This is a genomic window from Komagataeibacter melomenusus (assembly GCF_013155395.1).
Lineage (GTDB): Bacteria > Pseudomonadota > Alphaproteobacteria > Acetobacterales > Acetobacteraceae > Komagataeibacter > Komagataeibacter melomenusus.
The window spans coordinates 15,571-41,729 of record NZ_JABJWC010000023.1 but is presented as its reverse complement, the minus strand read 5'-3'; the positions used below and the strand labels follow the sequence as shown (position 1 = coordinate 41,729).

The 26,159-nt window shown below is 65.3% G+C and carries 29 protein-coding genes; 7 read left to right on the top strand and 22 right to left on the bottom strand.

Going from position 1 to position 26,159, the window contains the following annotated elements; all coding sequences use genetic code 11:
* Positions 1 to 83 precede the first annotated feature (83 nt).
* Entirely contained in the window at positions 84 to 1,160 is a 1,077-nt protein-coding gene (locus tag HNW77_RS10150) for an AI-2E family transporter (RefSeq protein ID WP_172157327.1), read from the top strand.
* Entirely contained in the window at positions 1,157 to 1,870 is a 714-nt protein-coding gene (locus HNW77_RS10145) for an endonuclease/exonuclease/phosphatase family protein (RefSeq protein WP_172157326.1), read from the top strand. The genes HNW77_RS10150 and HNW77_RS10145 overlap by 4 nt, the downstream gene beginning before the upstream one ends.
* On the opposite strand, the gene cls is transcribed toward HNW77_RS10145, so the two are convergent.
* Positions 1,861 to 3,279 carry a cardiolipin synthase gene (cls, locus tag HNW77_RS10140; RefSeq protein ID WP_172157325.1) on the bottom strand — a complete coding sequence of 473 codons (1,419 nt, stop codon included), beginning with the start codon at positions 3,277 to 3,279 and terminating at the stop codon, positions 1,861 to 1,863. The two genes, HNW77_RS10145 and cls, sit on opposite strands and share 10 nt — an antisense overlap.
* A gap of 228 nt (positions 3,280 to 3,507) precedes the next feature.
* On the opposite strand from cls, the gene HNW77_RS10135 reads away from it, so the two are divergent.
* Positions 3,508 to 3,897 carry a YraN family protein gene (locus tag HNW77_RS10135; RefSeq protein ID WP_172157324.1) on the top strand — a complete coding sequence of 130 codons (390 nt, stop codon included), beginning with the start codon at positions 3,508 to 3,510 and terminating at the stop codon, positions 3,895 to 3,897.
* A gap of 105 nt (positions 3,898 to 4,002) precedes the next feature.
* Here HNW77_RS10135 and HNW77_RS10130 read toward each other — a convergent pair whose 3' ends face one another.
* The 10 genes from HNW77_RS10130 to purB form a co-directional block, all read right to left on the bottom strand.
* Positions 4,003 to 4,341 (bottom strand): hypothetical protein, encoded by a 339-nt coding sequence (locus tag HNW77_RS10130; RefSeq protein WP_172157323.1) that lies wholly within the window; start codon positions 4,339 to 4,341, stop codon positions 4,003 to 4,005.
* 142 nt (positions 4,342 to 4,483) lie between these two features.
* Positions 4,484 to 4,819 (bottom strand): Grx4 family monothiol glutaredoxin, encoded by a 336-nt coding sequence (gene grxD, locus HNW77_RS10125; RefSeq protein WP_159262530.1) that lies wholly within the window; start codon positions 4,817 to 4,819, stop codon positions 4,484 to 4,486.
* Positions 4,820 to 4,860: 41 nt separating this feature from the next.
* Positions 4,861 to 5,094: a BolA family protein gene (locus tag HNW77_RS10120; protein WP_010514265.1), complete on the bottom strand. Its 234-nt coding sequence runs from the start codon at positions 5,092 to 5,094 to the stop codon at positions 4,861 to 4,863.
* A gap of 19 nt (positions 5,095 to 5,113) precedes the next feature.
* Positions 5,114 to 7,324 carry a phosphoribosylformylglycinamidine synthase subunit PurL gene (purL, locus tag HNW77_RS10115; RefSeq protein ID WP_172157322.1) on the bottom strand — a complete coding sequence of 737 codons (2,211 nt, stop codon included), beginning with the start codon at positions 7,322 to 7,324 and terminating at the stop codon, positions 5,114 to 5,116.
* A complete protein-coding gene (gene purQ / locus HNW77_RS10110; protein WP_172157321.1) occupies positions 7,321 to 8,025 on the bottom strand; it encodes a phosphoribosylformylglycinamidine synthase subunit PurQ in 705 nt (234 codons plus the stop codon). Before purQ ends, purL begins: the two co-directional genes overlap by 4 nt.
* Positions 8,022 to 8,405 (bottom strand): Rap1a/Tai family immunity protein, encoded by a 384-nt coding sequence (locus HNW77_RS10105; protein ID WP_172157320.1) that lies wholly within the window; start codon positions 8,403 to 8,405, stop codon positions 8,022 to 8,024. Before HNW77_RS10105 ends, purQ begins: the two co-directional genes overlap by 4 nt.
* Entirely contained in the window at positions 8,402 to 8,644 is a 243-nt protein-coding gene (gene purS / locus HNW77_RS10100; RefSeq protein ID WP_110569194.1) for a phosphoribosylformylglycinamidine synthase subunit PurS, read from the bottom strand. Before purS ends, HNW77_RS10105 begins: the two co-directional genes overlap by 4 nt.
* The gene (purC, locus tag HNW77_RS10095) at positions 8,641 to 9,405 is read right to left on the bottom strand and encodes a phosphoribosylaminoimidazolesuccinocarboxamide synthase (RefSeq protein ID WP_130731683.1); all 765 of its coding nucleotides are present in this window, start codon (positions 9,403 to 9,405) and stop codon (positions 8,641 to 8,643) included. Before purC ends, purS begins: the two co-directional genes overlap by 4 nt.
* Positions 9,406 to 9,541: 136 nt before the next feature.
* Entirely contained in the window at positions 9,542 to 10,282 is a 741-nt protein-coding gene (locus tag HNW77_RS10090; RefSeq protein WP_172157319.1) for an NRDE family protein, read from the bottom strand.
* Positions 10,283 to 10,324: 42 nt separating this feature from the next.
* The gene (gene purB / locus HNW77_RS10085) at positions 10,325 to 11,677 is read right to left on the bottom strand and encodes an adenylosuccinate lyase (RefSeq protein WP_172157317.1); all 1,353 of its coding nucleotides are present in this window, start codon (positions 11,675 to 11,677) and stop codon (positions 10,325 to 10,327) included.
* Between the two features lie 227 nt (positions 11,678 to 11,904).
* On the opposite strand from purB, the gene HNW77_RS10080 reads away from it, so the two are divergent.
* The 4 genes from HNW77_RS10080 to HNW77_RS10065 are packed head-to-tail and all read left to right on the top strand — an operon-like array spanning position 11,905 to position 15,501.
* A complete protein-coding gene (locus tag HNW77_RS10080) occupies positions 11,905 to 12,510 on the top strand; it encodes a YjbE family putative metal transport protein (protein WP_172157315.1) in 606 nt (201 codons plus the stop codon).
* The gene (locus tag HNW77_RS10075) at positions 12,510 to 14,498 is read left to right on the top strand and encodes a lytic transglycosylase domain-containing protein (RefSeq protein WP_172157313.1); all 1,989 of its coding nucleotides are present in this window, start codon (positions 12,510 to 12,512) and stop codon (positions 14,496 to 14,498) included. The genes HNW77_RS10080 and HNW77_RS10075 overlap by 1 nt, the downstream gene beginning before the upstream one ends.
* A complete protein-coding gene (locus HNW77_RS10070) occupies positions 14,498 to 14,962 on the top strand; it encodes a phosphatidylglycerophosphatase A family protein (RefSeq protein ID WP_130731688.1) in 465 nt (154 codons plus the stop codon). The genes HNW77_RS10075 and HNW77_RS10070 overlap by 1 nt, the downstream gene beginning before the upstream one ends.
* Before the next feature lie 35 nt (positions 14,963 to 14,997).
* Positions 14,998 to 15,501 (top strand): CinA family protein, encoded by a 504-nt coding sequence (locus HNW77_RS10065; protein ID WP_172157311.1) that lies wholly within the window; start codon positions 14,998 to 15,000, stop codon positions 15,499 to 15,501.
* Between the two features lie 186 nt (positions 15,502 to 15,687).
* On the opposite strand, the gene HNW77_RS10060 is transcribed toward HNW77_RS10065, so the two are convergent.
* From HNW77_RS10060 to HNW77_RS10010, 11 genes are all read right to left on the bottom strand, one after another.
* The gene (locus HNW77_RS10060; RefSeq protein WP_172157309.1) at positions 15,688 to 15,969 is read right to left on the bottom strand and encodes a hypothetical protein; all 282 of its coding nucleotides are present in this window, start codon (positions 15,967 to 15,969) and stop codon (positions 15,688 to 15,690) included.
* 31 nt (positions 15,970 to 16,000) lie between these two features.
* The gene (locus HNW77_RS10055) at positions 16,001 to 16,483 is read right to left on the bottom strand and encodes a type II toxin-antitoxin system RatA family toxin (RefSeq protein WP_172157307.1); all 483 of its coding nucleotides are present in this window, start codon (positions 16,481 to 16,483) and stop codon (positions 16,001 to 16,003) included.
* A complete protein-coding gene (lipA, locus tag HNW77_RS10050) occupies positions 16,484 to 17,476 on the bottom strand; it encodes a lipoyl synthase (protein ID WP_172157305.1) in 993 nt (330 codons plus the stop codon). It lies immediately after the preceding gene.
* Between the two features lie 150 nt (positions 17,477 to 17,626).
* The gene (lpdA, locus tag HNW77_RS10045) at positions 17,627 to 19,036 is read right to left on the bottom strand and encodes a dihydrolipoyl dehydrogenase (protein WP_172157303.1); all 1,410 of its coding nucleotides are present in this window, start codon (positions 19,034 to 19,036) and stop codon (positions 17,627 to 17,629) included.
* A 13-nt stretch (positions 19,037 to 19,049) separates the two neighbouring features.
* Positions 19,050 to 20,279 carry a pyruvate dehydrogenase complex dihydrolipoamide acetyltransferase gene (locus HNW77_RS10040; RefSeq protein WP_172157301.1) on the bottom strand — a complete coding sequence of 410 codons (1,230 nt, stop codon included), beginning with the start codon at positions 20,277 to 20,279 and terminating at the stop codon, positions 19,050 to 19,052.
* Between the two features lie 12 nt (positions 20,280 to 20,291).
* Positions 20,292 to 21,647 (bottom strand): pyruvate dehydrogenase complex E1 component subunit beta, encoded by a 1,356-nt coding sequence (locus HNW77_RS10035; protein ID WP_172157299.1) that lies wholly within the window; start codon positions 21,645 to 21,647, stop codon positions 20,292 to 20,294.
* 7 nt (positions 21,648 to 21,654) lie between these two features.
* Positions 21,655 to 22,614: a pyruvate dehydrogenase (acetyl-transferring) E1 component subunit alpha gene (gene pdhA / locus HNW77_RS10030; protein WP_241694392.1), complete on the bottom strand. Its 960-nt coding sequence runs from the start codon at positions 22,612 to 22,614 to the stop codon at positions 21,655 to 21,657.
* 135 nt (positions 22,615 to 22,749) lie between these two features.
* Complete coding sequence (gene moaC / locus HNW77_RS10025) at positions 22,750 to 23,241, bottom strand: cyclic pyranopterin monophosphate synthase MoaC (RefSeq protein ID WP_172157295.1); 492 nt, start codon at positions 23,239 to 23,241, stop codon at positions 22,750 to 22,752.
* Positions 23,238 to 24,137, bottom strand: a complete 900-nt coding sequence (gene trpC, locus HNW77_RS10020) for an indole-3-glycerol phosphate synthase TrpC (protein WP_172157349.1) — start codon at positions 24,135 to 24,137, stop codon at positions 23,238 to 23,240. The genes moaC and trpC overlap by 4 nt, the downstream gene beginning before the upstream one ends.
* 18 nt (positions 24,138 to 24,155) lie before the next feature.
* A complete protein-coding gene (gene trpD, locus HNW77_RS10015; protein WP_172157293.1) occupies positions 24,156 to 25,490 on the bottom strand; it encodes an anthranilate phosphoribosyltransferase in 1,335 nt (444 codons plus the stop codon).
* A gap of 6 nt (positions 25,491 to 25,496) precedes the next feature.
* On the bottom strand, positions 25,497 to 26,093 hold the full coding sequence (locus HNW77_RS10010; RefSeq protein WP_172157347.1) for an anthranilate synthase component II: 597 nt from the start codon (positions 26,091 to 26,093) through the stop codon (positions 25,497 to 25,499).
* Positions 26,094 to 26,159: the final 66 nt, after the last annotated feature.

Genomic DNA, 26,159 nt, shown 5'->3' with positions numbered 1-26,159 from the left:
AATAAGGTGCAGCATACAGCACGGGAGTGAAAGTGCTGAACATTTGTCTTTCGTTTCATGGCAGGAGGGGATAGGCCACCGATATGGTCGAACGTATTATGATGGGATTGATGCTGGGGGGGATCGCATTCGGCTGCGTTCTCATCCTCTATCCCTTCCTTACCGCCCTGCTGTGGGCCGCGATCCTGACCTTTTCCACCTGGCCGGTCTTCATGCGGCTGCGCGCCCACATGGCGCTGCTGCCCGCGGCCCTGGCCATGACGCTGCTGTGCGCGCTGGTGCTGGTGGTGCCGCTGGCCATCGTGGTGTCGAGCAGCATTGCCGATGTGCCCGCAACGTTGCAGTACATGGTCGACGCCATCGGCGCGCTGCACCTGCCGCCGCTGCCCGCGCGCCTTGCCCATATTCCGCATTTCGGCCCCGAAATCGTTGAAAAATGGCAGAAATGGTCAGCCGATGTCGGCAGCATAGACCAGGTCGTGCGCCCCTATGCCGGGCGCATCGGGCAGTCGATCCTCAATGCCATGATGCAGCTTGCCAGCGGGCTGGCGCACCTGGCCATGGCGCTGTTCATCTCCTTCTTCTTCTGGCTGGGCGGTGATGCGCTTGGCAACACGTTCGTGGCCGTGGTCAGGCGCATCGCGGGCGTGTATGCCGACCGGATTCTGGGCATCGTGGGGCGCACCATACGCGGCACGGTCTACGGCATTCTGGGCACGGCCATCATCCAGGGCATCCTGACCGGAATCGGGTTTGCCATCGCGGGCATTTCCAGCCCGGTGCTGCTGGGCGCGGTTACCGCCTTCGTGGCCGTGCTGCCCATCGGCGCGCCGCTGATCTGGATTCCCGCCGCCCTTTTCCTGCTCATCACCCATCATCCCGGCTGGGGCATCTTCCTGCTGCTGTATGGCACCATTATCGTATCGGGCGCCGACCACATCATCCGCCCCATGTTCATCGCCCGTGGCGCGCAGATGCCCTACCTGCTGACGGTGCTTGGCGTGCTCGGCGGGGTGCTGACCTTCGGGGGGCTGGGCATTTTCCTTGGTCCCGTGCTGATTGGCGTGGGCTATACGCTCACCGCCGAATTCGCGGCGGGTGATGCCCGTAGCCGCAATCCCGTTCCTGATGACATCCGCGAGCCGTTTATCGAACCATGACCCTTGCCCGCCCCTATCTCCGCCTGCCTTCCGTCCAGCCGCGCCACGGCACGCCGCCCCGGCTGGACCTGACGCCCCCCGCGCGTGAGGGAGATGGGGTCAAGATCATCAGCTGGAACCTGCTGCGCCGCATTGGCGCGACAGTGCGCGACGTGATCAACCTGATCCACGCCGAGCGCCCGGACCTCCTGCTCATGCAGGAGGCCACGGTGGAAATCGACACCCTGCCCACCCTGATCGGCGGCCATTACGCGCGCGCGCCCCTGCCCGGGCGCATTCACGGGCTGGCGTGCTGGAGCCCGTGGCCCTATCGCCGCCAGCCGCTGACCTGCACCCTGCCCGCGGGCACGCTCATCCGCCGGGTGGCGCAGGTGATCGAGTGCCGGTCGCTTGTCGTGGCCAACGTGCATCTTTCGCACGGGCAATTGCTCAACCGCCGCCAGTTGCGCCGGGTGGTGCAGCTCCTGCCGCATCAGGCCGCCATATTGGGGGATTTCAACCAGGTCGGCCCGGCGCTGATCCGCCATTTTCAGGATGTGGGGCCACGCGCGCCCACCCACCGCATGGCCGACATGCTGCCCATCCGCCTCGACCGCTGCCTCGTGCGCGGCCTGACCTGCACCGAGCGGCACGTGATCGAGAACTATGCCTCCGACCACCGGCCCATCTCGGTCACGCTGCGCCCCGCGGGCAGCCGCGCCTACAGGTAGGGCAGCATGAGGCGGGCCGCCGCATCGCGCAGCTTGCGCGGGAACGGGCGTCGGTCAAGATCATGGTGCGTGAGCCTGATATGGCGATGGCTGGCGATGAAATCATCAAGCGCGCCCGCCAGCGCGTCATCATAGGTTTCGAGGTTGATCTCGAAGTTCAGGCGCAGGCTGCGCACATCAAGGTTGGAACTGCCCACGAACGACCAGTGCCGGTCCACCACCATGAGCTTGGAATGGTTGAAAGGCGGCCGCGCCATCCAGATCCGGCACCCTGAATCCAGAAAGCGCGGCAGGTTGGCCGCCCGCGCCCAGTCCAGCAGGGTGTGGTTGCTGTGCGCGGGCACCACGATATCCACCTCGATGCCGCGCAGCGAGGCCAGTTCCAGTTCGGTCAGGAACCGGTCATCGGGCAAAAAATACGGCGTCATGAGCCTGATGCTGTGCCGCGCCATGGTGAAGGCCTGGAGCATGGTGTACTCGATCTTTTCCAGATCCATGTCTGGTCCGGCCGTTACGATGCGGCTGGGCATTTCGCCACAGCAGGGCTGGGGCGGAAAGAAGGTGTCCGCCGTCAGTTCCTCGCCCATGGTAAAGGCCCAGTCGCGCGCGAAGGCCTCGCTCAACTGGTGCACGACCGGGCCCCTGATCTGGAAATGCGTGTCCGATACCAAATGCGCGGGGTGGGAGGCAGCGATGTTTTCCTCACCGATGTTCAGCCCCCCCATGAAGCCGGTCAGCCCGTCTGTTACCAGAATCTTCTTGTGGTCGCGCATGTTGATGAACGGCATGCGCCACGGCAGCATGGAATGCATGAACTGCCCCACCGGCACGCCGGCGCGGTGCAGGATGCGGGCCACCCCGCAATTGAAATAGCCCGACCCCACGCCATCGACCAGCACGCGCACTTCCACGCCCCGCCCGTGGGCCTTTATCAGCGCATCGCAGAACTGGCGGCCGATGCTGTCGGCGCGGAAGATATAGGAGCACAGCAGCACGCTGCGCTCGGCTGCGTTGATGGCGGCCAGCATGCGCGGATAGACCGCATCGCCATCATGCATCGGCTCGATGGCGTTGCCGCCCAGCAGCGGGCGGCCGGTCAGCTTGCCCACCATGGAGCCGAGCGGGGCGAAGGCGCCCTTCTCATCACACCGCCACTGCGAGGACATGGTGCGGCTGCGCCACGGGTGCTGCCCCGCCATGCGCCGCGCGCGCCGGTGCACGCGGTTGATGCCGAACATGAGATAGAGGATGCCGCCGGTCAGCGGCATGAGCACGGTCACGCCAATCCAGCCGATCGAGGCCCCGACATCGCGCTTGGTCAGGAGCACATGAATCACGACCGGCACGAGAATGCCCAGCCGCAGCACAAGCAGGGCCAGATCCCATATGGTCAGGGAATAAAAGATCATGTCACCTCATCCTGCTCCAGCCCGGTCATGTCCCTACATGCTCTTATCCTACCCACCGGGTTTTACACAGCCACGACCCGGTGGGCTGAAAATTTTTCAAACAAACTATTGATAAATAATAACAAAAGTTTCAGCCTGATGCCTTCTGCCAAAAAGGCGGCAGGCTTTGATGCCTGTAGCCGGATGGCTGCTGGACCGGCACTGGAGAAAACCTGTAAAAAACAGGGCATGACAGCACGCCCGCCAGCCCTTCATCGCCAGCGCCGTGGCAGGCGCGCCTTTGCCGATGGCCTGGCCGCCGAACAGGCCGCCATGGCCGATCTGCGGGCGAAAGGCTGGCAAGTGCTGCTACACCGCGCCCGCACGCGCTGGGGGGAAGTTGATATCGTGGCCCTGCGTGCGGGCTGCCTGGCCTTTATCGAGGTCAAGGCCCGCCCCTCGCTGCTGGCGGCAGGCGAATCGATCCGGCCTGCGCAGGTCAGGCGCATCATGAATGCGGCCACGGCGCTCTGCGCTGCCAATCCGCACTGGGTCTATGACAGCATGCGCCTCGATCTCTGCGCGGTGCTGCCGGGCAATGTGATTGAATGGATACCGGACGCCTTCAGGCAGTACTGAGCACGGGCAGTCCCGGCAGCATAAAGAATGCCGCCTTTATTCAAAAAAAGGCGGCACCCCAAAACGCTTTACCATGTCTTCGGCAGCCTGTTTTCAGGCAGGCTCTCAGGCGCGATGGCGCATAGGTGCGGGATGGATGTGGTGCGTGACACCGCCATGCGGGTGATAGACGATGGTATGCACCATCGTGTGCTGCGTATGGGCGGTGCTGCCATGATGCGCCGCCAGCACTACAGGTGCGCCATGGCCCCTGCCCGTTGCGTGGCGGTAAGTGGCATGACGCACCGGAGGCGGCGGCGGCGCGATCAGCGCGCCAAGCGTCAGCCGGTCGGCCTCGCTCTCGGTTACCGCATGGGTGCGGGCATGGGCGGGGGTGGCGATGCTTCCAATCAGACCTGCGCCAAGCAGCAGCATTGTAGCAGAACGCAAGTCAGTGTAGCGCATCAGGCCCCCTTGTTTTTTTCAAATGCCAAGGAAAGCTAGGCGAAAGCGGTGGCATGACGCAAGTGATGTTATGCCCCAAATACACAGCGGGCGGAACATTTCTGCCCCGCCCGCCATTTTTACTGCCTTCGGGCCGCCCGGATCAGGCAGCGGCGGTGGCAATGCCCTTCTCGGTCAGGAGCTTTTCAAGCTCGCCGGTCTGGTACATCTCGGTCACGATATCGCAGCCGCCAATGAACTCGCCCTTGACGTAAAGCTGCGGCACGGTGGGCCAGTTCGAGAAGTCCTTGATGCCCTGGCGCAGTTCGGGGTCAGCCAGCACGTTCTCGGTCTTGAACGGCACGCCAAGGTGCTTGAGCACCTGCACCACGCGCGCGGAGAAGCCGCATTGCGGGAAGTTGGCATCGCCCTTCATGTACAGCATGACGGGGTTGGCATCGATCTGCGCCTGGATGCGCTGTGCGATTGTTTCGGCCATAATCTTGTTTCCTGCTTTGGGGGTAAGGATATCGCTTCTGGTCAGTCGGGCGTCTGGGTCTGGAGGGCGAGCGCATGCAGCTTGCCGCCCATATGCCCCTGCAACGCGTTATAGACCAGTTGGTGCTGCCGCACGCGGGGCAGGCCACGAAAGGCCTCGCTCACCACGCGGCAGGCATAGTGGTCGCCATCGCCTGCCAGATCATCGATCGTGATCTTTGCATCAGGCAGGGCCTCGCGGATGTAGGTCTCGATTTCCTGTGCCGTCATTGCCATGTGGCTTAAAACTCCTGCCCTATCGGTCCATCAGTCGCGGAAAGAATTCGGAATGCACCGCGAGCAGACGCGCCTTGGATATTGTGGACCCGCTGGGCAATGTCAAACCCTCGCCGCCCGAGCGGCCCAGCCTGCGGCATGGCACCCCTGCCTGTGCCGCAAGGGTGGCAAGCGCCTGCCCGTCACGCACGGCCACGATGTAGCGCGACTGGTCCTCGCCAAACCAGAAGGCCTCGGGGCGCATGCCCGATTGCGGGGCCTCGAGCACGCAGCCCGCCTGCCCTGCCATCACCATCTCGGTCACGGCCACCAGCACGCCACCATCAGCCACATCGTGGCAGGCGGCGATCGTGCCATCAAGGATCAGCCCGCGCACGAAATCGCCATTGCGCCGTTCGGCGGCAAGGTCGAGTTCAGGCGGCTCGCCATCCTGCGCGCCAAGGATCTCACGCAGCCAGATCGACTGGCCCAACTGGCCCTTCGTCTCGCCGAGCAGCATGACATCAAGCCCATCAGGCATGCCCAGCCCCACCGCCTGGCGCACGTTCTCCAGCACGCCAAGGCCGCCAATGGCTGGCGTGGGCAGGATGGACTGTGATGTGCCATCGGGCGCCCGCGTCTCGTTATACAGCGAGACATTGCCACTCACGACCGGGAAGTCGAGCGCACGGCACGCCTCGCCCATGCCTGCGATGGCATCGACGAACTGGCCCATCACCTCCGGCTTTTCAGGCGAGCCGAAGTTGAGGTTGTCGGTCACCGCCAGCGGGCGGGCACCCGTGGCCGTGATGTTGCGCCAGGCTTCCGCCACGGCCTGCGCGCCGCCAAGCCTGGCGTTGGCGCGGCAGTAGCGCGGCGTGCAGTCGGTGGTCAGCGCCAGGCCGATCTCGGTGTCTTCCACCTTGACGATGGCGGCATCCGCCGCCCCGGGCCTGCGTACCGTCTGGCCGCCCACCGTGCTGTCATACTGGTTGTACACCCATGCGCGCGAGGCAAGGTCGGGGCAGCCGATCAGCCGGATCAGCGCCTGCTCCACGCCCACGGGGTCGATGATCGGCTCCATCGGCTGCGGCTTTTGCGCCGGTGCCGTGGGGCGACGGTAGACCGGGGCCTGGTCAGCCAGCGGGGCCAGCGGAATCTCGGCTTCGACTTCACCCTTGTGGCGGATGACGATATTGCCGGTGTCGGTCAGGTGGCCGATCACGGCAAAGTCGAGTTCCCACTTGTCAAAGATGGCGCGGGCCTGCTCGGTGCGGTCGGGGCGCAGCACGATCAGCATGCGCTCCTGGCTCTCGGACAGCATCATCTCATACGCCGTCATGCCGCGCTCGCGCTGGGGCACATGGTCAAGGTCGAGGTCGATGCCAACGCCGCCCTTGCCCGCCATTTCCACGGCGGAGGAGGTAAGCCCGGCCGCCCCCATGTCCTGAATGGCCACGATGGCGTCGGTCGCCATCAGTTCCAGGCAGGCCTCGATCAGCAGCTTTTCAACAAACGGGTCACCCACCTGCACGGTCGGGCGCTTGGCCAGCGCATCCTCGTCAAACTCGGAGGACGACATGGTGGCCCCATGGATGCCATCGCGCCCCGTCTTGGAGCCGACATAGATCACCGGGTTGCCAACACCTGCCGCAGCCGAGAGGAAGATGCGGTCCTGCCGCGCCACGCCCACGGTCATGGCATTGACCAGCGGGTTGCCGTCATAGGCGGGGTGGAAGTTGATTTCGCCGCCCACCGTGGGCACGCCCACGCAGTTGCCGTAGCCGCCCACGCCGCGCACCACGCCATCAACGATGCGGCGGGTCTGCGGGTTGTTGGGGTTGCCAAAGCGCAGGGCGTTGAGGTTGGCCACAGGCCGCGCGCCCATGGTGAACACATCACGCAGGATGCCGCCCACGCCGGTGGCAGCGCCCTGATAGGGTTCGATGAAGGAGGGGTGGTTGTGGCTCTCCATCTTGAAGATGGCCGCCAGCCCGTTCCCGATATCAACCACGCCCGCGTTCTCGCCGGGGCCATGGATGACCCATGGCGCGGTGGTGGGCAGGGTCTTGAGATAGGCGCGCGATGATTTGTACGAGCAGTGCTCGGACCACATCACCGAGAAGATGCCCAGCTCCGTAAACGTGGGCGTGCGGCCCATGATGGACAGGACATTGCCGTATTCTTCCGCCGTCAGGCCGAATTCGCGCGCCAGTGCCTCATCAACGGTGCGCGGTAACTTTGCACTCATCCGACCAGAGCCTCCACAAGTCCCGTAAACAGGGGTTTGCCATCCTCGCCGCCCATCAGCGGATCAACCAGATCCTCCGGGTGGGGCATCATGCCGCAGATGCGCAGGTTCTCGCTGAACACGCCGGCAATGGCGTTCATCGAGCCATTGGGGTTGAGCTGCGGGTCGCCTGCATCAAGCCGCCCGTTTTCCGCCACGTAGCGGAAGGCCACGCGCCCGGTATCTTCAAGCATGCGGATGGTCTCGGCCTCGGCAATGTAATTGCCATCGCCATGCGCCATGGGGGTGCGGTACACATCGCCCTTGGCCCAATGCCGCGTGAACGGCGTGTCATTGCGCTCCACGCGCAAGAAACAGTCCTGCGAGAGGAAGCGCAGCGCTGCGTTGCGCAGCAGCGCGCCGGGCAGGAGCTGCGCCTCGGTCAGGATCTGGAAGCCGTTGCACACGCCCAGGATATGGCCGCCTTTTGCCGCGAATTCGCGGATGGCCGCCATGATCGGCGCATGCGCCGCCATGGCGCCACAGCGCAGGTAATCGCCATAGCTGAAGCCGCCGGGCAGCACCACGAGGTCCAGCCCTTCGGGCAGGGCCGTATCACGGTGCCAGACCATGGCCGGGGCCTGCCCGGTCACGCTGCGCAGCGCAATCGCCATGTCACGCTCCCGGTTGGTACCGGGAAAAACTACAATCGCCGCCTTCATTTGCCGCCGCCGCAGGGATAGGATTCATGCAGCGCGGTGAACACGACCTCGCCCGCCGGGCGGCTGAGGTCATCGCGGTGGTCCTTCATCCAGCTTACGACCTTGCCGCGCATGTCCGCCGTGGGCGTGGCAGATGCGATGCAGAAGGCCGGGACGTCCTTGCCGTCCTTTTCCGCATTGCGCTCGAACAGGTGCGCAAGCGTTACCGAATCCGCAATGCCGGAGATGTAGGCATCACAGATGCCGGTGCCTGCGGGCTTGGTGCACAGCGAGCCAAGGCGCGCGCCATCAAGGCGCGAGACACGCTGGGCAGAGGCATGGGCCGCGGGCAGGCCCACGGCCAGGACGCAGCCAAGGGCAAGAAGGCGGGCGATCTTCATCCAACGACCTCCGTTGTGAAATCCTCGATCACGAGATTGGCCAGCAGGGCGCGCGCCATGGCATCGGCCTGCGCGCGGGCGCGCTCGCGGTCGGTCTCATCGATCTCAAGCTCGATCACGCGGCCAATGCGCACCTCGCCCACATTGCCAAAATCGAGCACATGCAGCGCATGTTCCACGGCCTTGCCCTGCGGGTCGAGCACGCCTTCCTTCAGCATGACGGTCACGCGCACCTTCATTGCATTACCTCCGGTCCCTTCATGTCGGAATTCGTGGCCTCGGGCAGGATGCCCAGGCGCATCGCAACTTCCTGATAAGCTTCTTCAACCTTGCCCATGTCCTTGCGGAAACGGTCCTTGTCCAGCTTCTCGCTGGTCTTGGCATCCCACAGGCGGCAGTTATCGGGCGAGATTTCATCCGCCAGGACGATGCGCATGTTGTCGCCCTCGAACAGGCGGCCGAATTCCAGCTTGAAATCGACAAGGATGATGCCGATGCCCATGAACAGGCCGCACAGGAAGTCGTTGATGCGCATGCTCAGCGCCACGATGTCTTCCATGTCGTGCGGGCAGGCCCAGCCGAATGCGGTGATGTGCTCCTCGCTCACCATCGGGTCGTTCAGGGCGTCGTTCTTGTAATAGAACTCGATGATGGGGCGCGGCAGGCGCGTGCCTTCCTGAATGCCCAGCCGCTTGGACAGCGAGCCCGCCGCCACGTTGCGCACCACGACCTCGAGCGGAATGATCTCGACTTCGCGGATCAGTTGCTCGCGCATGTTGAGGCGGCGGATGAAATGGGTGGGAATCCCGATATCGTGCAGGCGCAGCATCAGGTGTTCGCTGATACGGTTGTTCAGCACCCCCTTGCCGGTGATGATGCCCTTTTTCGCGCCGTTACCGGCGCTGGCGTCATCCTTGAAATACTGCACGAGCGTGCCCGGCTCGGGCCCCTCGAAAAGGATCTTGGCTTTTCCTTCGTAAAGCTGGCGGCGGCGGCCCATACTCGTCCTTCACATAACGCTGTGGGGACGGGCCGGGAGCGGCCCCTCCCCTGATCTGCAGGATCTGTTTGCGGCATGATCCCCAATGGTCCGCATGCCATAGCAGCGTTCCGGGCGGGAAGATACCATATTTACCTTAAGCCGGTGGCTGTGGCGTGCCCGGGTCGATGGGCCGGTAGCCCACGCGGTCAGGCGCGCCTGCGGCAAAAAACCATGACCGGCGGCCATCTTTTGCCACCCCGATGGCCGATGAACTGCACGTGCCAAAGCCCGAGCGCGGCGGGATGTTGAGTTCACTGCCCGCGGGCAGCGAGCGGTCGGCGAGCAGCGTGGTCCAGGTGGTCCATTCCGGCGGCACGGGCCGGAGGGCTGCCCGAAAGCGCGGCAGGTGGCGGGCGATGCGCGGCATGCCCATGTCATCGGGGTCGGTGGTGGCGACCATGTGCACGCCGGGGGCGAGCAGCTCGACCTGCGGCTGGCCATAGCCGGGGCCACGGATGAAGAAGGCCTCCGCCCGGTCGGCCACGATCATGTTGAACGAGCGCCATGCGCCCGCATCGATGGTGGCGATGTGGTCGGCCGCCGCCCGCGCCGTATCAAACCGGCCGGCCAGCAGCGGCAGCGCGCCCCGCGAGTTCTTGCCCGGCATGGGGCCGAGGCTGCCCACGCGGTTCATGATGCCCGCGACCACGCCCGCATCATTGAGCGTGAGCCACGAGCCACCGGCCACCTGGTCCTGCCCGCCGATGACGTTGGGCTGGTCAGCCCAGTGCCGCCCCGGCGGCAGCCAGGGCCGGTCGAGGCGTTCGTCACGGTTGGCCGCCATGAGCAGCGGCCAGTCCTGATCCGGATCGTGGGAAATGACGACTGTGCACACGCCTCGATATCCTGCTGCTGTTTTCCGTCAGGGCACGGGGCATCAGCTCCGTGCGGGGCCTGCCTCACCGAACACGCGGGTGAAGGTGTGGTCGATCCTGCCCAGATGGGCATTGCTGTCCATCGCCGCATCGAGCACTTCCGCCGGCACGCGGCCTGCAACCTCGGGGTCGGCGGCCAGGTTCTCGCGGAAGGTCTTCGCGTCCTTCTGCCCCAGCTTCGTCCATGTTTCCATGGCGTTGCGCTGGACGATGCGGTACGCATCCTCACGCAGGATGCCCGCGCGCGCAAGGGCCAGCAGCACTTCGCCCGAATGCACCACGCCGCCAAGGCTTTCGATATTGGCCTGCATCTGGCCAGGGTAGACCACCAGCTTTTCCATCATGCCCGCCAGGCGCATGAGCGCGAAGTCGAGGCCGATCGTGCCATCGGGGCAGATGTTGCGCTCGACGGAGGAGTGGCTGATGTCACGCTCGTGCCACAGCGCCACGTTCTCGAGTGCGGGAATGACATGCGAGCGCACGAGGCGGGCCAACCCGGTCAGGTTTTCCGACAGCACGGGGTTGCGCTTGTGCGGCATGGCCGAGGAGCCCTTCTGCCCCTTGTGGAAGAACTCTTCCGCCTCGCGCACTTCCGAGCGCTGGAGGTGGCGCACCTCGGTGGCCAGCCGCTCGATGCCGCTGGCAATGACCGCAAGCGCGCAGAAATAGGCCGCATGCCGGTCACGCGGAATAACCTGGGTGGACACGCCCTCGGGCCTGAGGCCCAGCTTTTCGGCCACGTAGTCCTCAACGCGGGGGTCGATATGGGCGTAGGTGCCCACCGCACCGGAAATGGCGCAGACGGCAATTTCCTCACGCGCGCGGACAAGGCGCGCGCGGTTGCGGGCGAACTCGGCATAATGGCCCGCGATCTTGAGGCCAAATGAGGTCGGCTCGGCATGGATGCCATGGCTGCGGCCGATGGTGAGCGTATATTTATGCTCGAATGCACGGCGCTTGAGTGCGGCCAGCACGGCATCGACATCCTGCAGGAGCAGGTCGGTCGCCTGCACCATCTGCACCGACAGGCAGGTGTCGAGCACATCCGACGAGGTCATGCCCAGATGCACGAAGCGGCTGTCCGGGCCGACCTTTTCCGCCAGCCAGGTCAGGAAGGCGATGACATCGTGGCGGGTTTCGGCCTCGATCTCGTCAATGCGGTCGAGGTCGGCCTGCGAGAAGGCGGCCATGGCGGCATCGCCCTTTTCGCGGATGGTCTTTGCGGCCTCGGGCGGAATCGCACCGTATTGCGCCATCGCCTCGCAGGCGAGGGCCTCGATCTCGAACCAGATGCGGTAGCGGTTCTCGGGGGACCAGATGGCGGCCATGACGGGGCGGGTATAGCGCGGTACCATGTTCTCGGGCTTCCTTGGCTCAAAGCGACACATTCAGGATCAGGCCGCCTTCCTAGCCAATTCTGGCGCGTGCGTCTCCCTTATATTCACGCCACGTTCCGCCCGTGGCATACAATCTGTCATGACAGGCATGATTGCATGTTGCCCGCGCGCGGCGGCATAAAGCACCTGCCACGCCCGCCCCGCCCTGCGGCGGCACGACCTTGTCTTCAGGAATCCATCTGCCCATGTCTGCCATTTTTTCCCCGTCTTCCCTTTACGCACTGGCCCAGGTTATCCTGATCGACGTGACCCTGGCGGGCGATAACGCCATCGTGGTGGGCATGGCGGTGCGCAACCTGCCACAGCAGTCACGCCGAATCGCCATATTGTGCGGCGTGCTGGGTGCTGCGGTCATCCGCATCGGCCTGGCGCTCGTGGCGGTCAGGCTGCTGGCCATCATCGGGCTGACACTGGCGGGCGGCCTCCTGCTGATGTGGGTGTGCTGGCGCATGTTCCGCGAGATGCGCGGCGGTGCCGAGGCCGAAACGGATACCCCCGCCCCCGGTTCCCTGCGTAACGCCATCATCCGCATCATCGTGGCTGACCTGTCCATGAGCCTGGACAACGTGCTGGCCGTGGCGGGGGCTGCGGGCGAGCATATGGGCGTGCTGGTGAGCGGGCTGGTCATATCGGTGGTGCTGATGGCGGTGGCGGCCTCGCTCATTGCCAGGCTGCTGGAGCGGTACAAATGGATTTCATGGGTGGGGCTGCTGGTGGTGCTCGCCGTGGCCATTGAACTGATCGTCAAGGGCGGCGGCGAGGTCTGGGCGCATGTGGGGCATGGCGGCTGATGCCACGCCTCCCCGCCCTGCGCCCCGCATGCCTGCGCCAATGGGGCCGGGCGGCCTGCCTTGCCACCGTCATGGCCGGGCTGGCCACCCCTGCCCCCGCCGCCACCACACCGGCTGAAGGCGACTGGCCCACGCCGCGACAGGCTGCCACGGGCAATGCCGATGATGACCCCATCGCGGCCAAGCTGCTGGTCTATCTGCGCCTGCTTTCAGGCGCGGGCGGCACGGCGGAGGAATATGCCACCTTCCTGAACGAAAACCCCGCATGGCCCCAGCGTGGCCTGCTGCTCGCGCACTACCAGCAGGCGCTGGCGGGCGAAGCGGATGATGCGGTGGCCGGCGCGCTGTGCCCCCGCCTGCCGCTGACCGATGTGCACGCCCTGCTGCGCTGCGCCCATGCCAGCCCCGCCCCCGAGAAACTGGCGGCCTGGGCGCGGGATACATGGATCAACCGCGCCGACAGCCCCACCGATGCACAGGCCCTGCTGGCGGGCTTCGGCCCTCAGTTGACCCCCCAGGACCACTGGCAGCGCTTTGACCGGCAGGAACGCGCGGGCAGGGTCGATGCCGCGACCCGGCAGGTGGCGCTGCTTGAAGCCACGCAGCAGCCCGTGGCCCGCGCGCGCCTGGCATTTCGCCGCAATGACCCGCAGGCGCAAGATACCCTGAGCGCCCTGCCGCCCGAGCAGCAGGCCGATGGCGCGCTGGTGCTGGACCAGTTACGCTGGCTGCACCACGCCCAACGGCTGGATGAGGCGCTTGAACTGTGGCGCGCCCGTGGCGTGGATACCGAAAAGCAGCAGGCCCCCGCGATCGCTACCGTATTCTGGCGCGAGCGTGACGGGCTGGCGCGTGACCTGCTGCTGGCCCACCGGGTGGATGATGCGCTGTTCGTGGCCAGCGACACGGCGGATATCGGCGCGGCCAACCATTATGACGCCCTGTTCCTCGCAGGCTGGATCCGGCTGGAATACCTGCATGATGCCGAACATGCGCAGGCCGATTTCGCCCCGCTGGCGCAGGCGGTGCCGGTCATTACCCGCAGCCGGGGGCTGTTCTGGACGGGGCGCGCGCTCTGGGCACGCGGGCGCCATGCCCCGGCGCGCGCGCAGTGGATGCAGGCAGCCGCCCTTGCCAACACCTTTTACGGCCAGATGGCCATTGAATGGCTGGCAGGCAACCGCGCCAACCAGCTCATCACCCCCGAGCAGGCAGGCCGCCAGATCCGCGCGCACCTGCTGCGCGAGAGCGAACCTACCCCCAGCGTGGCCGATTCCGTGCGGTTCGACACCACCGACCTTGCCCGTGCGGCCGAGATCCTCGTCGCATGGAACGACCGCCACCATGCGCGTGACTTTGTCCTGGCCCTCGATGCGCAGGCGACCAGCCCCGTCACCCACGTGCTCGCAGCCCGCATGGCCACCCGCCTTGGCATGCCCGATGCCGCCGTGATGGTGGCCCGGCTTGCAGGCAGGGACGGGCTGACACTGGTGCATGAGGGCTGGCCCCGCGCCTGCGCCCCCCCCACGAGCACCCTGCCGCCCGATGTGGAACTGGCCATCACCCGGCAGGAAAGCGGGTTTGACGCAGGCGTGGTCAGCCCCGCCCACGCGGTTGGCCTGATGCAGCTGCTCGTGCCCACTGCGCGTGAGGTCGCGCGCAAGGCGGGCCTGAACGTGAATGTCAGCGCCGCCAGCCTGACCAACCCGGACCTGAACATGCAGCTAGGTGCTGCCTACCTGGCCGATATCGCCCGGCGCGTGGGTGGCGCCGTGCCCTACGTGGCCGCAGCCTATAACGCTGGCCCGCACCGCACCGATGGCTGGCTGCTCACCCTGGGCAACCCGGCGCGCGACACCCCGGTGCCCGATGCCATGCTGGACTGGATCGAGAGCATCCCCTTTGGCGAGACACGCAATTACGTAGAACGGGTGGAGGAAAACATGGCCATCTACCAGGCCACCGACCCGGCGCTGGGAGCAGGCTGATGGCATTTTCTCCCGCCCGCTTCATTGCCAGTTTCTGCGGCACGGGCTTTGCACCGCGCGCGCCGGGCACGGTGGGCTCGCTTGCCGCCCTGATCGTGGGCGTGCCGCTGCTGGGGCAGTGGCTATGGATGGCGCTGGCCGTGCTGGTGGTAACCTTTGTGGGCTACCGCGCCACACAGCTTGCCTCAGGCGGGGAAGATCACGGCTGGATCGTGATTGACGAGGTGGCGGGCATGTGGATTGCCATGTTCCCCCTCGCCCCGCTGCCGCTCGATGGCCTGCGCTGGGCTGATGGGCTGTGGCTGGCGCTGGCCTTTGCCCTGTTCCGCCTGTTCGACATTACCAAGCCTGGCCCGGTGGGCTGGTTCGACCGCAGGCATGATGCGCTGGGCATCATGGGCGATGACGTGGTGGCTGGCCTCATGGCGGCTGCGATCCTGGCAGGCATCCGTTGCCTTGCCTGATGCGTTGACACCCCACAATGAGGAGAACGCTGCGGATGTTACCTGACACCTTTCTGGGCCGCATGCCCGATGCCCTGGCCCGCCTGCGTGCCGCAGGCCAGCGTGTTGTCACGGCGGAAAGCTGCACCGGCGGCCTGCTGGCCGCTGCCCTGACCGAAGCCGCCGGCGCGTCGGATGTCGTATGCGGTGGTTTTGTCACCTACTCCAACAGCATGAAGCACCATGCACTGGGCGTGCCGCTGAAACTGCTGGAAGACTACGGCGCGGTCAGCCGCGAGGTCGCCGCCGCCATGGCGCAGGGTGCGCTTGGCCATGCGCCCGATGCCAACCTGTCGGTCGCCATTACCGGCATTGCAGGCCCGGGCGGGGCCACGCCGGGCAAGCCGGTGGGGCTGGTCTGGTTTGCCGTGGCCGGTGGCGGCACGGTGCATACGGTCTCACATAATTTTGCAGGCGAGCGGTGGGATATCCGCACCCAGGCCGTGCGCGCGGCCCTTGGCCTGCTGCTTGACCATGCGGGCCGACTGGCGGCGGAATAACGGGTCAACACGGTAACGGACGTTTTCAGGTGCCACCTTTTTTCAAAAAAGGCAGACTCAATAAAGCCCTGAAATCATAAAAGTTTTTGATGAAGCTTCTTTCAAAAAGCTTTGAAAGACATCGCTTTTTTGAAAAAGGGCGACACCCAGAAACTTCCTTCTGTTTTCAGGACATTCAGGAGCGATCTAGTATCCGGCCACCGTGCTGCCGGTTTCCGGCACGCGGATGGGGCTTGCCGTCTGGCCCGTGCCCTGAGCCTGCACGGGGTGGCCTGCAGATGCCGCCTGAGCGGGCGCCTGAAGGGATGCACGGGCCTTTTGCAGGCTCTGCTCGTTCAGGTCGGCGGTCTCGGCATTGCTGCCGGGCGCGGGTGTTTCCACCTTGTGCGGCGCGGGTGAGGCTGCATGCGCCAGCGGGGCCGCGCACATAACTGCCGCCCCGATAAGGGCGCGGAGAATCCTGTTCATGAAGTCTTTCCCTGTGGTCGATACGGGGGGATCAGGCGTTGCCTGCCTTGGCGGCGCTCACCTGCGCGGGGGCTGCAACAGGCGGCGGGCCATAGATATCACGCGCACGCCGGATGAAGGCCGAGACCATGAGGCGCACGGCCTCGTTGAACACCACCCCGATCGCCGCCTGCAACAGGCGGGACTTGAACTCGAAATCCACAAAGAAATCGACCAGGCAGCCACGCGGCTCGGGCGTGAAGGTCCAGACGTTGTTGAGGTAACGGAACGGCCCCTCCTCGTAGCTGACGCGGATGGTGTTGGGCGCCTCAAGCAGGACACGGCTGGTAAATGTCTCGCGAAAGGGGCCAAAGCCGATGGTCAGGTCCGCCACCAGTTCGGTTGCGGTGCGCGTGCGCACGCGCGCACTGGTGCACCATGGCAGGAACTGGGGGTATTTCCCGACGTCGGCCACCAGATCAAAAAGCTGGCTGGGCGAATAGGCAATGAGCCGACGTTCGGCATGGGTGGGCATCTACTTGATCTCCATTGCGCCACGCTCTGCCTTCAGGCGTTGCTCACGGGCGGCGCGTAGCTGCGCAAAATCTGAATCCGCATGATACGACGACCGGGTCAGCGGCGAGGAACTGACCTGCAGGAAGCCCTTCACCCGGGCCATGCCCGCATAATCAGCGAATTCCTCAGGCGTTACAAACCGGGCCACCGCGGCATGCTTGACCGTAGGCTGGAGATATTGCCCCAGGGTGATGAAATCAACGTCCGCAATACGCAGGTCATCCATGACCTGCAGGATTTCAGGCCGTTCCTCGCCCAGGCCCAGCATCAATCCCGATTTTGTGAAGATGGAGGGGTCCATCCGCTTCACGTCATCGAGCAGGCGCATCGACTGGTAGTACCGCGCGCCGGGGCGGATGGTGGTGTACAGCCGGGGCACGGTCTCGAGGTTATGGTTGAACACATCGGGCCGGGCGCGGACCACCACCTCAAGCGCGCCGGGCTTGCGCAGGAAGTCAGGTGTGAGGATCTCGATGGTGGTATCGGGCGCGCTGGCCCGGATCGCGCCGATCACGCGGGCGAAGTGATGCGCACCCCCATCTGGCAGGTCATCACGATCCACCGATGTAATGACCACGTGCCGCAGGCCGAGTTTTGCCACCGCATCGGCCACGCGCGCGGGTTCATCCCCGTCAAGCGCGTTGGGCAGGCCGGTGGTGACATTGCAGAACGCGCAGGCGCGGGTGCAGATCTCGCCCATGATCATCATGGTGGCGTGGCGCTGTGACCAGCATTCGCCAATATTGGGGCAGGCCGCCTCCTCGCACACGGTCACGAGGCTGTTGTCGCGCATGAGCTTGCGCGTCTCGTGATAGGTGGGGTGGTTGGGTGCCCGCACGCGGATCCACTCTGGCTTGCGGGCGATCGGGTTATCGGGCCTGTGCGCCTTTTCTGGATGGCGCAGCGTGGCTTCACCCTTCTTGCGGTGGTCGATCATCAAACGCACGGACATGATGCAAAAAATCCCGTAAACAGGCAGATAACCAGAAGTGAAACGCCTGCAGCATGACGTCAAGCATTCTTGCCGCCCTGGGCCGGGCGCAGGATCACAACCGCACGATCAGGGTGCGGTATGGCCCCTGCCCCCAGCTTTCAGCGGGGGTCAGATATGCAGCGCCCCGTCATACGCCGCCAGCACGGCCTCGTGCATGGTCTCCGATATGGTGGGATGCGGGAAGACCGTTTCCTTGAGTTCCCCATCGGTCAGTTCACCCGTGCGGGCGATCACGTAGCCCTGGATCATCTCGGTCACTTCCGCGCCAACCATGTGCGCGCCGAGTAGTTCGCCGGTGGCGTCATCAAAGATGGTCTTGACCATGCCCTCGGGCTCGCCCATCGCAATCGCCTTGCCATTGCCGATGAAGGGGAAGCGGCCCACGCGGATCTTGTAGCCTGCCGCCTTCGCCTTCTCCTCGGTCAGGCCGACGGAGGCCACCTGCGGGCGGCAATAGGTGCAGCCGGGAATGTTCATGGGGCTGATCGGGTGGACTTCGCGGCCCGCGATCAGTTCGGCCACCATCACGCCCTCATGGCTGGCCTTGTGGGCAAGCCAGGGAGGGGCCGCGATGTCGCCAATGGCGAACACGCCCTTCTCGCCCGTGCGGCAGTAGGGATCGACCGTGATGTGGGTGCGGTCCACCTTGATGGAGGTGCCCTCAAGGCCGATATTCTCCACATTGCCCACAATGCCCACCGCCGAGATCACGCGCTCGACCGTGATGGGCGTGGTCTTGCCGCCCGCGGTGACCTCGACCGTGACCGAATTATCGCCCTTGCTGATCCTGCCCAGCTTTGCCCCGGTCAGGATCTTCATGCCCTGCTTTTCCAGCGCCTTGCGCGCAAAGGCGCTGATCTCGGCATCTTCCACCGGCAGGATGCGCTCGGCCACTTCCACAATGGTCACCTCCGCACCCATGTTGCGGTAGAAGGAGGCGAACTCCACGCCAATCGCGCCCGAGCCGATCACCAGCAGGCTGCGCGGCATGGCCTTGGGCACCATGGCCTCGCGGTAGGACCAGACCAGCCTGCCGTCAGGCTCCAGCCCCGGCAGCACGCGGGCACGCGCACCCGTGGCCACGATCACGTTCGGCGCGGTCAGCACGGTGGTCTCCTTGCCGTCCACGCTGACCGAGACCTTGCGGTTCGCCCCTGCCGTGCCTGCCAGTTTGCCAAAGCCGCTGATGACCGTGACCTTGTGCTTTTTAAGCAGGTGGGCGACACCGGCCGAAAGCTGCGCCGAGACGGCACGCGAGCGCTTGACCACCTTGTCAAAGTCAAAGCGCACGTTATCGGCCGCAAAGCCGAATTCGCCCAGATTGTGCAGCAGGTGGTTGATCTCGGAGGCGCGCAGCAGCGCCTTGGTGGGAATGCAGCCCCAGTTGAGGCAGATGCCGCCAAGGGCCGAGGCTTCCACCACCGCGACCTTCAGCTTCAGTTGGGCCGCGCGGATGGCCGCGACATACCCGCCGGGGCCGCCGCCAATAACAATCACATCAAACTGTGTGGTGCTCATTGAACGCGCTCCCTCAGACCACAAGGCTCATGGGGTTTTCGACCACCTTGCGGAAGGCCGATACCCATTGCGCCGCCAGCGCGCCATCGACCACGCGATGATCGACCGAGAGCGTGACAGTCATGACGGTGGCGATGGTGATCTCGTTGCCCTTGACCACCGGCCTGCGCTCGCCTGCCGCAATGGCCAGGATGGCGGCCTGCGGCGGGTTGAGAATGGCCGAGAACGCCTTGACCCCGTACATCCCCATATTGGAGATGGAGAAGGTGCCGCCCTGGAATTCCTCGGGCTTGAGCTTGCCTGCGCGCGCGCGCGCCACGAGGTCACGCGTCTCGAGGCTGATCTGGCGCAGGCTCTTGGTATCCGCCTTGCGCACGATGGGCGTGATCAGCCCATCGGGGATGGAGACGGCGACCGAGATGTCCACGTCCTCATAGACCCGCATGGCCTCCTCGGTGAAGGAGACATTGACCTGCGGCACCCGGCGCAGCGTGACCGCCGCCGCCTTGATGAGCATGTCGTTGACGGAAATCTTGTACGCCCCCGGCCCTTCATCAGGCGAGGCCGCGTTCATCTGGCTGCGCAGTGCCAGCAGCGCATCGAGTTCCACGTCCATTTCCACATAGAAATGCGGCACGGTGGACTTGGATTCCGTCAGCCTGCGCGCAATGACCTTGCGCATGGTGCTGTGCGGAATGCTCTCGAAGCCCGCTTCTTCCACCAAAGCCGCAGGCGCTGCGGCCTTTGGCGCGGGGGCCGTGGCGGCCTGCTCCACATCACGGCGCACGATGCGCCCGTTGGGGCCGCTGCCCTTGAGGCTGGCAAGGTCGATACCCTTCTGCCCCGCAATGCGGCGGGCCAGTGGCGAGGCAAAGACGCGCGTGCCTTTTGCAACAGGCATGGCAGCCGGTGCGGCGGCAGGCATCGGCGCCGCCGGGGCGGACGGCGTGGGTGCCGCGACCGGCGCAACCGGCGCGGCTGCCGCCTCCGGCACGCTTTCACCCTCGGCCACCAGGATGGCGATGGGCGTGTTGACGGCAATGCCATGCGTGCCGCCCGCGATCAGGATGCGGCCCAGAATGCCTTCATCCACGGCCTCGACTTCCATCGTGGCCTTGTCGGTCTCGATCTCGGCAATCACGTCGCCTGCGGCAATCGTGTCGCCCTCCGCCTTGAGCCAGCGGGCCAGCGTGCCTTCCTTCATGGTGGGCGAAAGGGCTGGCATCAGGATGTTGATGGACATCGTGCGTTCCCCTCACACAACCTGCCGGACGGCATTGATGATCCAGTCCGCATTGGGCAGGGCCAGCTTTTCAAGGTTGGCGGCGAACGGCATGGGCACGTCAGCCCCCGCCACGCGCACCGGCGGCGCATCAAGGTAGTCGAACGCATGCTCGATCACCTGCATGGCCACTTCCGCGCCGATGCCCGCGAACGGCCAGCCTTCTTCCACCGTAACAAGGCGGCTGGTCTTCTTCACGCTGTCCACCACGGTCTGGGTATCGAGCGGGCGGATGGTGCGCAGGTTGATCACCTCCGCCTCGATGCCCTGCTCGGCCAGTCTGGCCGCAGCCTCAAGGGCCACGCCCACCATGATCGAGAAGGTGACGATGGTTACGTCACGCCCCTCACGCTCCACCTTGGCCTTGCCGATGGGCAGGATGAAGTCCTCATCCACCGGGCAGGGAAAGCGCTGGCCGTACAGGATCTCGTTTTCAAGGAACACGACCGGGTTGGGGTCGCGGATGGCCGCGCGCAGCAGGCCCTTGGCATCGGCTGCCGACCAGGGGGCGACCACCTTCAGCCCCGGCACATGGCCGTACCAACTGGCATAGCACTGCGAATGCTGCGCCCCCACGCGGGCCGCCGCCCCGTTGGGGCCACGGAACACGATGGGGCACGACATCTGCCCGCCCGACATGTAGCGCGTCTTGGCCGCCGAGTTGATGATCTGGTCAATGGCCTGCATGGCGAAGTTCATGGTCATGAACTCGACAATCGGCTTGAGCCCGGTCAGGGCCGCGCCAATGGCCATGCCGGTAAAGCCCTGCTCGGTAATGGGGGTGTCGATCACCCGCTTCTCGCCAAACTGGTCGAGCAGCCCCTGCGAGACCTTGTAGGCCCCCTGGTACTGGGCCACTTCCTCGCCGATCAGGAACACGTCCTCATCACGCGCGAGTTCGGCGGCCATGGCATCACGCAGCGCCTCGCGCACGGTGATCTCGGTGGTCTCGCCCCAGTCCTTTTCGGGCTGCGGGGCAACGGGGGCCGCAACGGGCGGGGCCACGGACGGCGCGCAGGAGGGCTGGGCCACCGCGGGCCTTGCAGCCGCGGTCGGGGCCGCAGCCGGCATGGCGGATGCATCTTCGCCTTCGGCCAGCAACACGGCGATGGGCGTGTTGACCGCGACATTCTCGGTGCCTTCGGGCACCAGGATCTGGCCAAGGGTGCCTTCATCCACGGCCTCGACTTCCATCGTGGCCTTGTCGGTCTCGATTTCGGCAATCACGTCGCCTGCGGCAATCGCGTCACCGGGCTTGCGCAGCCAGCGGGCCACCTTCCCCTCCTTCATGGTCGGAGAAAGGGCGGGCATGAGTATCTCTGTTGCCATCTCTAGATCAGCTTTCCACCAGTATGTCCGTCCACAGTTCCGAGGGGTCGGGCTCGGGACTGGTCTGGGCAAACTCCGCAGCATCGGTCACGACGGCCTTGACCTGTTCGTCCATGGCTTTCAGTTCGTTTTCTTCCACGCCCATGGCCAGCAGTTCGCGGCGCACGCGGTCGATGGGGTCGTGGTTCTTGCGGATTTCATCCACTTCCGCGCGCTGGCGGTATTTTGCCGGGTCAGACATGGAGTGGCCACGGTAGCGGTAGGTATCGACCTCGAGCAGCACCGGCCCCTTGCCCGCGCGGCAATGGGCCACGGCCTCGGCCGCTGCCGCGCGCACGGCCTGCACGTCCATGCCATCGACATACATGCCCGGAATGCCCCACGGCTCGCCATTGCGCCACAGCGCCTTGGAGGCCGAGGCCCGCTCCACGCTGGTGCCCATGCCGTAGCGGTTGTTCTCGAGCACGAACAGGCAGGGCAGCTTGTGCAGGGCGGCGAGGTTGAAGCTCTCGTAAACCTGGCCCTGGTTGGACGCCCCCTCGCCATAATACGTGACCGAGACCTCGTCCGTGCCGCGATACTTGTTGGCGAATGCCAGCCCGATGCCCAGCGAGACCTGCGCGCCCACGATGCCGTGGCCGCCATAGAAGTGCTTCTCGCTCGAGAACATGTGCATCGACCCGCCCTTGCCGTGGGAGTAGCCTCCCTCACGTCCGGTCAGTTCGGCCATCACCCCGCGCGGGTCCATGCCGGCGGCCAGCATCTGGCCGTGGTCGCGGTAGGAGGTGATGATCTTGTCACCCTGCTTGAGTTCCATCTGGATCCCGACCACGACGGCTTCCTGCCCGATATACAGGTGGCAGAACCCGCCAATCAGCCCCATGCCGTAAAGCTGGCCCGAACGCTCCTCGAAGCGCCGGATCAGCACCATCTGGTAATAGGCATGCTTCAGGTCGGCTTCGGTCATGGCGCGGCTGTTATGGCCGCCCCCCAGGCCGGGATCGGTCTCGTTACTCATCGAACGTCCTTGGTTGATGGTGCCCGTGCCGCCATCCGCACGGGGTAGGGCAGCCGTTGCGATTACAGTGTTCTGCCGGTGGCATCAGGAACCTGATGCACGGTCATAAGTGCCAGACGCGCCGCCGGATTTATGGATCACATGAATCTGACCGATCTCCATGTCGCGCTCCACGGCCTTGCACATGTCATACAGCGTCAGTGCCGCGACGGAGGCTGCCGTCAGCGCCTCCATCTCCACTCCGGTCGGCCCCGTGGTGCGCACGCGCGCGGTAATGTCGATCCCCTCGCCCGCCGCGTCCGGCGCAAGCGCCACCTTGACGGAGGAAATGGCCAGCGGGTGGCACAGCGGGATCAGATCCGCCGTTTTCTTGGCCGCCATGATGCCCGCAATGCGCGCCGTGGCCAGCACGTCGCCCTTGGGCATGGCGCCTGCAAGGATCAGGCCCAGCGTTTGGGCACGCATTTTTATATGGCCATGCGCCACGGCCTCGCGCCGCGTGTCAGGCTTGGCCGAGACATCGACCATGACCGCGTGCCCCGCCGCATCGAGGTGTGACAGGCGGGGTGTGGTCATGGCGTGCTCTCGGCGGGTGGTGCGGCCTTGCCCGCATCGGGACTGGCCGGGGCGGTGGTGCCGAGCAGGGCATGCACGGCAGCGCCCACGTCCTCATGGCGCAGCAGGCTCTCGCCCACCAGAAAGCCCGATGCGCCCACGGCGTTGAGCTTCATCACATCCGCATGCGTGCGGATGCCGCTTTCGGAGACGATGATCCGGTCGGGTGGCACCAGCGGGGCCAGGCGGCAGGTGGTCTCGATATCGGTCTGGAGGGTCTTGAGGTTGCGGTTGTTGATCCCGATCAGCGAGGTATCGAGGGCCAGCGCGCGGTTGAGTTCGCCCTCATCATGCACTTCGACCAGCACGTCCATGTCGAGGCCACGGGCGATGTCGAGCAGTTCGGCGGCTTCGGCATCGGTCAGGATGGCCATGATGAGCAGGATGCAGTCCGCCCCCATCAGGCGGCTTTCATGCACCTGCCACGGGTCGATGATGAAGTCCTTGCGCAGGATGGGCAGCTTGCACGCCTCACGCACGCGGGTCAGGTCCTCGGCGCTGCCATGGAAGCATGAGCCCTCGGTCAAAACGGAAATGCACGCAGCCCCCGCCGCCTCATAGGCTTCGGCAATGACGGTGGGCTCGTAGTCGGGGCGCAGGATACCGGCGGAAGGCGAGGCCTTCTTGATTTCCGCGATCAGGCCGATCTGGTGGTCGGCGGTCTTCTGCTTCAGCGCCTGGCCAAAGCCGCGCGGGGGCGTGTTCACCTCACGCGCGCGGGCGGTGATTTCCTTCAGCGGCATGACCTTGGCACGCTGCGCCACGTCCACCCGGGTCCGTGCACAGATACGTTCCAGAACATCGGGGATGCTGTCCACATCCACGGGCTGGACACTGCCTGTCTGGGGGGGGGTCATTGGCGTGTCGTTCATGTTTTACCCTGTTACTCTGTTTGGCCCGTCTGCCCGGAATAGCCGGACAGCCTCCAGCACGGCCGCAACCGCACCATTATCGAGCACATCCGCAGCCAGGCGGATGTTCTCCTGCAGGGCGGCATAGTCAATCACGCCACCGTGCATGATATTGTCCCCTCGCCCCGCCACATGCAATGCCACGCCTGCATTGAGCAGCACGGTATCGCGGTAGGCACCGCGCCCGCCTGCTGCCAGCGCGCGCAGGGCGGCGGCGTTATGGGCAGGCGCGCCACCGGCAATGGCCGCGATGGGAGCGGGTTGCAGGCCGGTCCTTTCGGGCTCGATGGTCAGGGTATGGACCTGGCCATTTTCCAGCACGCAGGCCTGGGTGGAGCCAGCGAGGGTCAGTTCATCAATAAAGCGCCCCTGCCCGCAATCCCCGCTCACCGCCCAGACCCGCTCGGAGCCGAGTGCCTGCAGGGTGCGCACCATGACATCTAGCCATTGCGGCGCAAACACCCCCAGGAGCTGGCGCCTGACCCTGGCGGGGTTTGAAAGCGGACCGACAAGGTTGAAAATGGTGCGGAACCCCAGCGCACGGCGCACGGCCCCCACATGCCGCATGGCGGGATGGTGGCTGGTCGCGGCCAGGAACGCCACGCCATGTGCTGCCACCATCTGCCCGATCGGCCCAGCCTCAACGGGCATCGGCACGCCGAGTTCCAGCAGCACGTCCGTCGCCCCTGAACGTGATGACAGGGCGCGGTTGCCATGCTTGACCACAGGTACGTCAAGGGCTGCCAGCACAAAGGCCACGGCGGTCGAGACATTGAGCGTGCCCAGCCCGTCGCCGCCGGTGCCACACACATCCAAAGCGCCATCAGGCAGGCCGGGCACGGCCAGCATGCGCGCGCGCATGGCCTTTACGGCGGCTTCAAGCTCGACCACGCTCTCGCCGCGCATGTGCAGCGCGGTCAGGAACGCAGCCAGCATTCCCTCGCCCACCGCGCCATCCATGACCAGCCCGAAGGCTTCATCCGCCATCTCGGGGGACAGGTCCCGGCCATCAAGCACCGCATCCACGATCGCGCGGAACGTGGCCGAAGCGGCAGAAGGATCAGCCGCGCGCCCGGTCAGCACACCTTCAAGTTCCACCGGGTCGGCATGCAGCAAGCCACGCAGGCGCAGGCCGGTGAGGAAGGCAACCGCCGGAATTTCCGCCACCTGCCCTGCACGCACCTGCGCCAGCCCCGCCTGCGCCAGTTCAGGGGGCACCGCCCCCTGCCCGACCACGCGGCCCAGAATATCCCTGAACGCGGCCTGCGGGTCGGGGGCGTTGTCCATTGTGCTGTCCATGCCGGTTCAGGCGGCCTTGCGCGGTGTGTTCCTGCCCCGCGCGATGGACAGGAAATTGGCCATGATCTCGTGGCCATATTCCGAGGCGATGCTCTCGGGGTGGAACTGCACACCAAAGATCGGCAGGCTGGCATGGCGCAGCCCCATGATCACGCCATCGGATGTATGGGCGGTGGGCACCAGCGTATCGGGCAGGCTGTCGGGGTCGACCGTCAGGCTGTGGTAGCGGGTGGCGTTGAAGGGGTCCGGCAGGCCGGTGAAAATATCGGTGCCATCATGATAGACCGGCGAGACCTTGCCATGCATGGGCGTGGGCGCGCGCACCACCTTGCCGCCAAACACCTGGCCTATGGCCTGGTGGCCAAGGCAGACGCCAAAGACCGGCACCTTGCCCGCAGCGGCGGCGATCAGGTCGCAGCAGATCCCGGCCTCATTGGGCGAACAGGGGCCGGGCGAGATGACAATGGCCTCGGGCCCGAGCGCAAGCGCCGCTTCCACGCTGATGGCATCGTTACGGTACACATCACACATCTCGCCCAGGTCACCGAGGTAATGGACAAGATTGAACGTGAAACTGTCATAATTGTCGATCAGGAGGATCATGGGCGTATCATGGCTTTTCCGCTGGGCCGGGTCAAACCCTGCGGCCTGCCCCGGCATGTCTGGGCG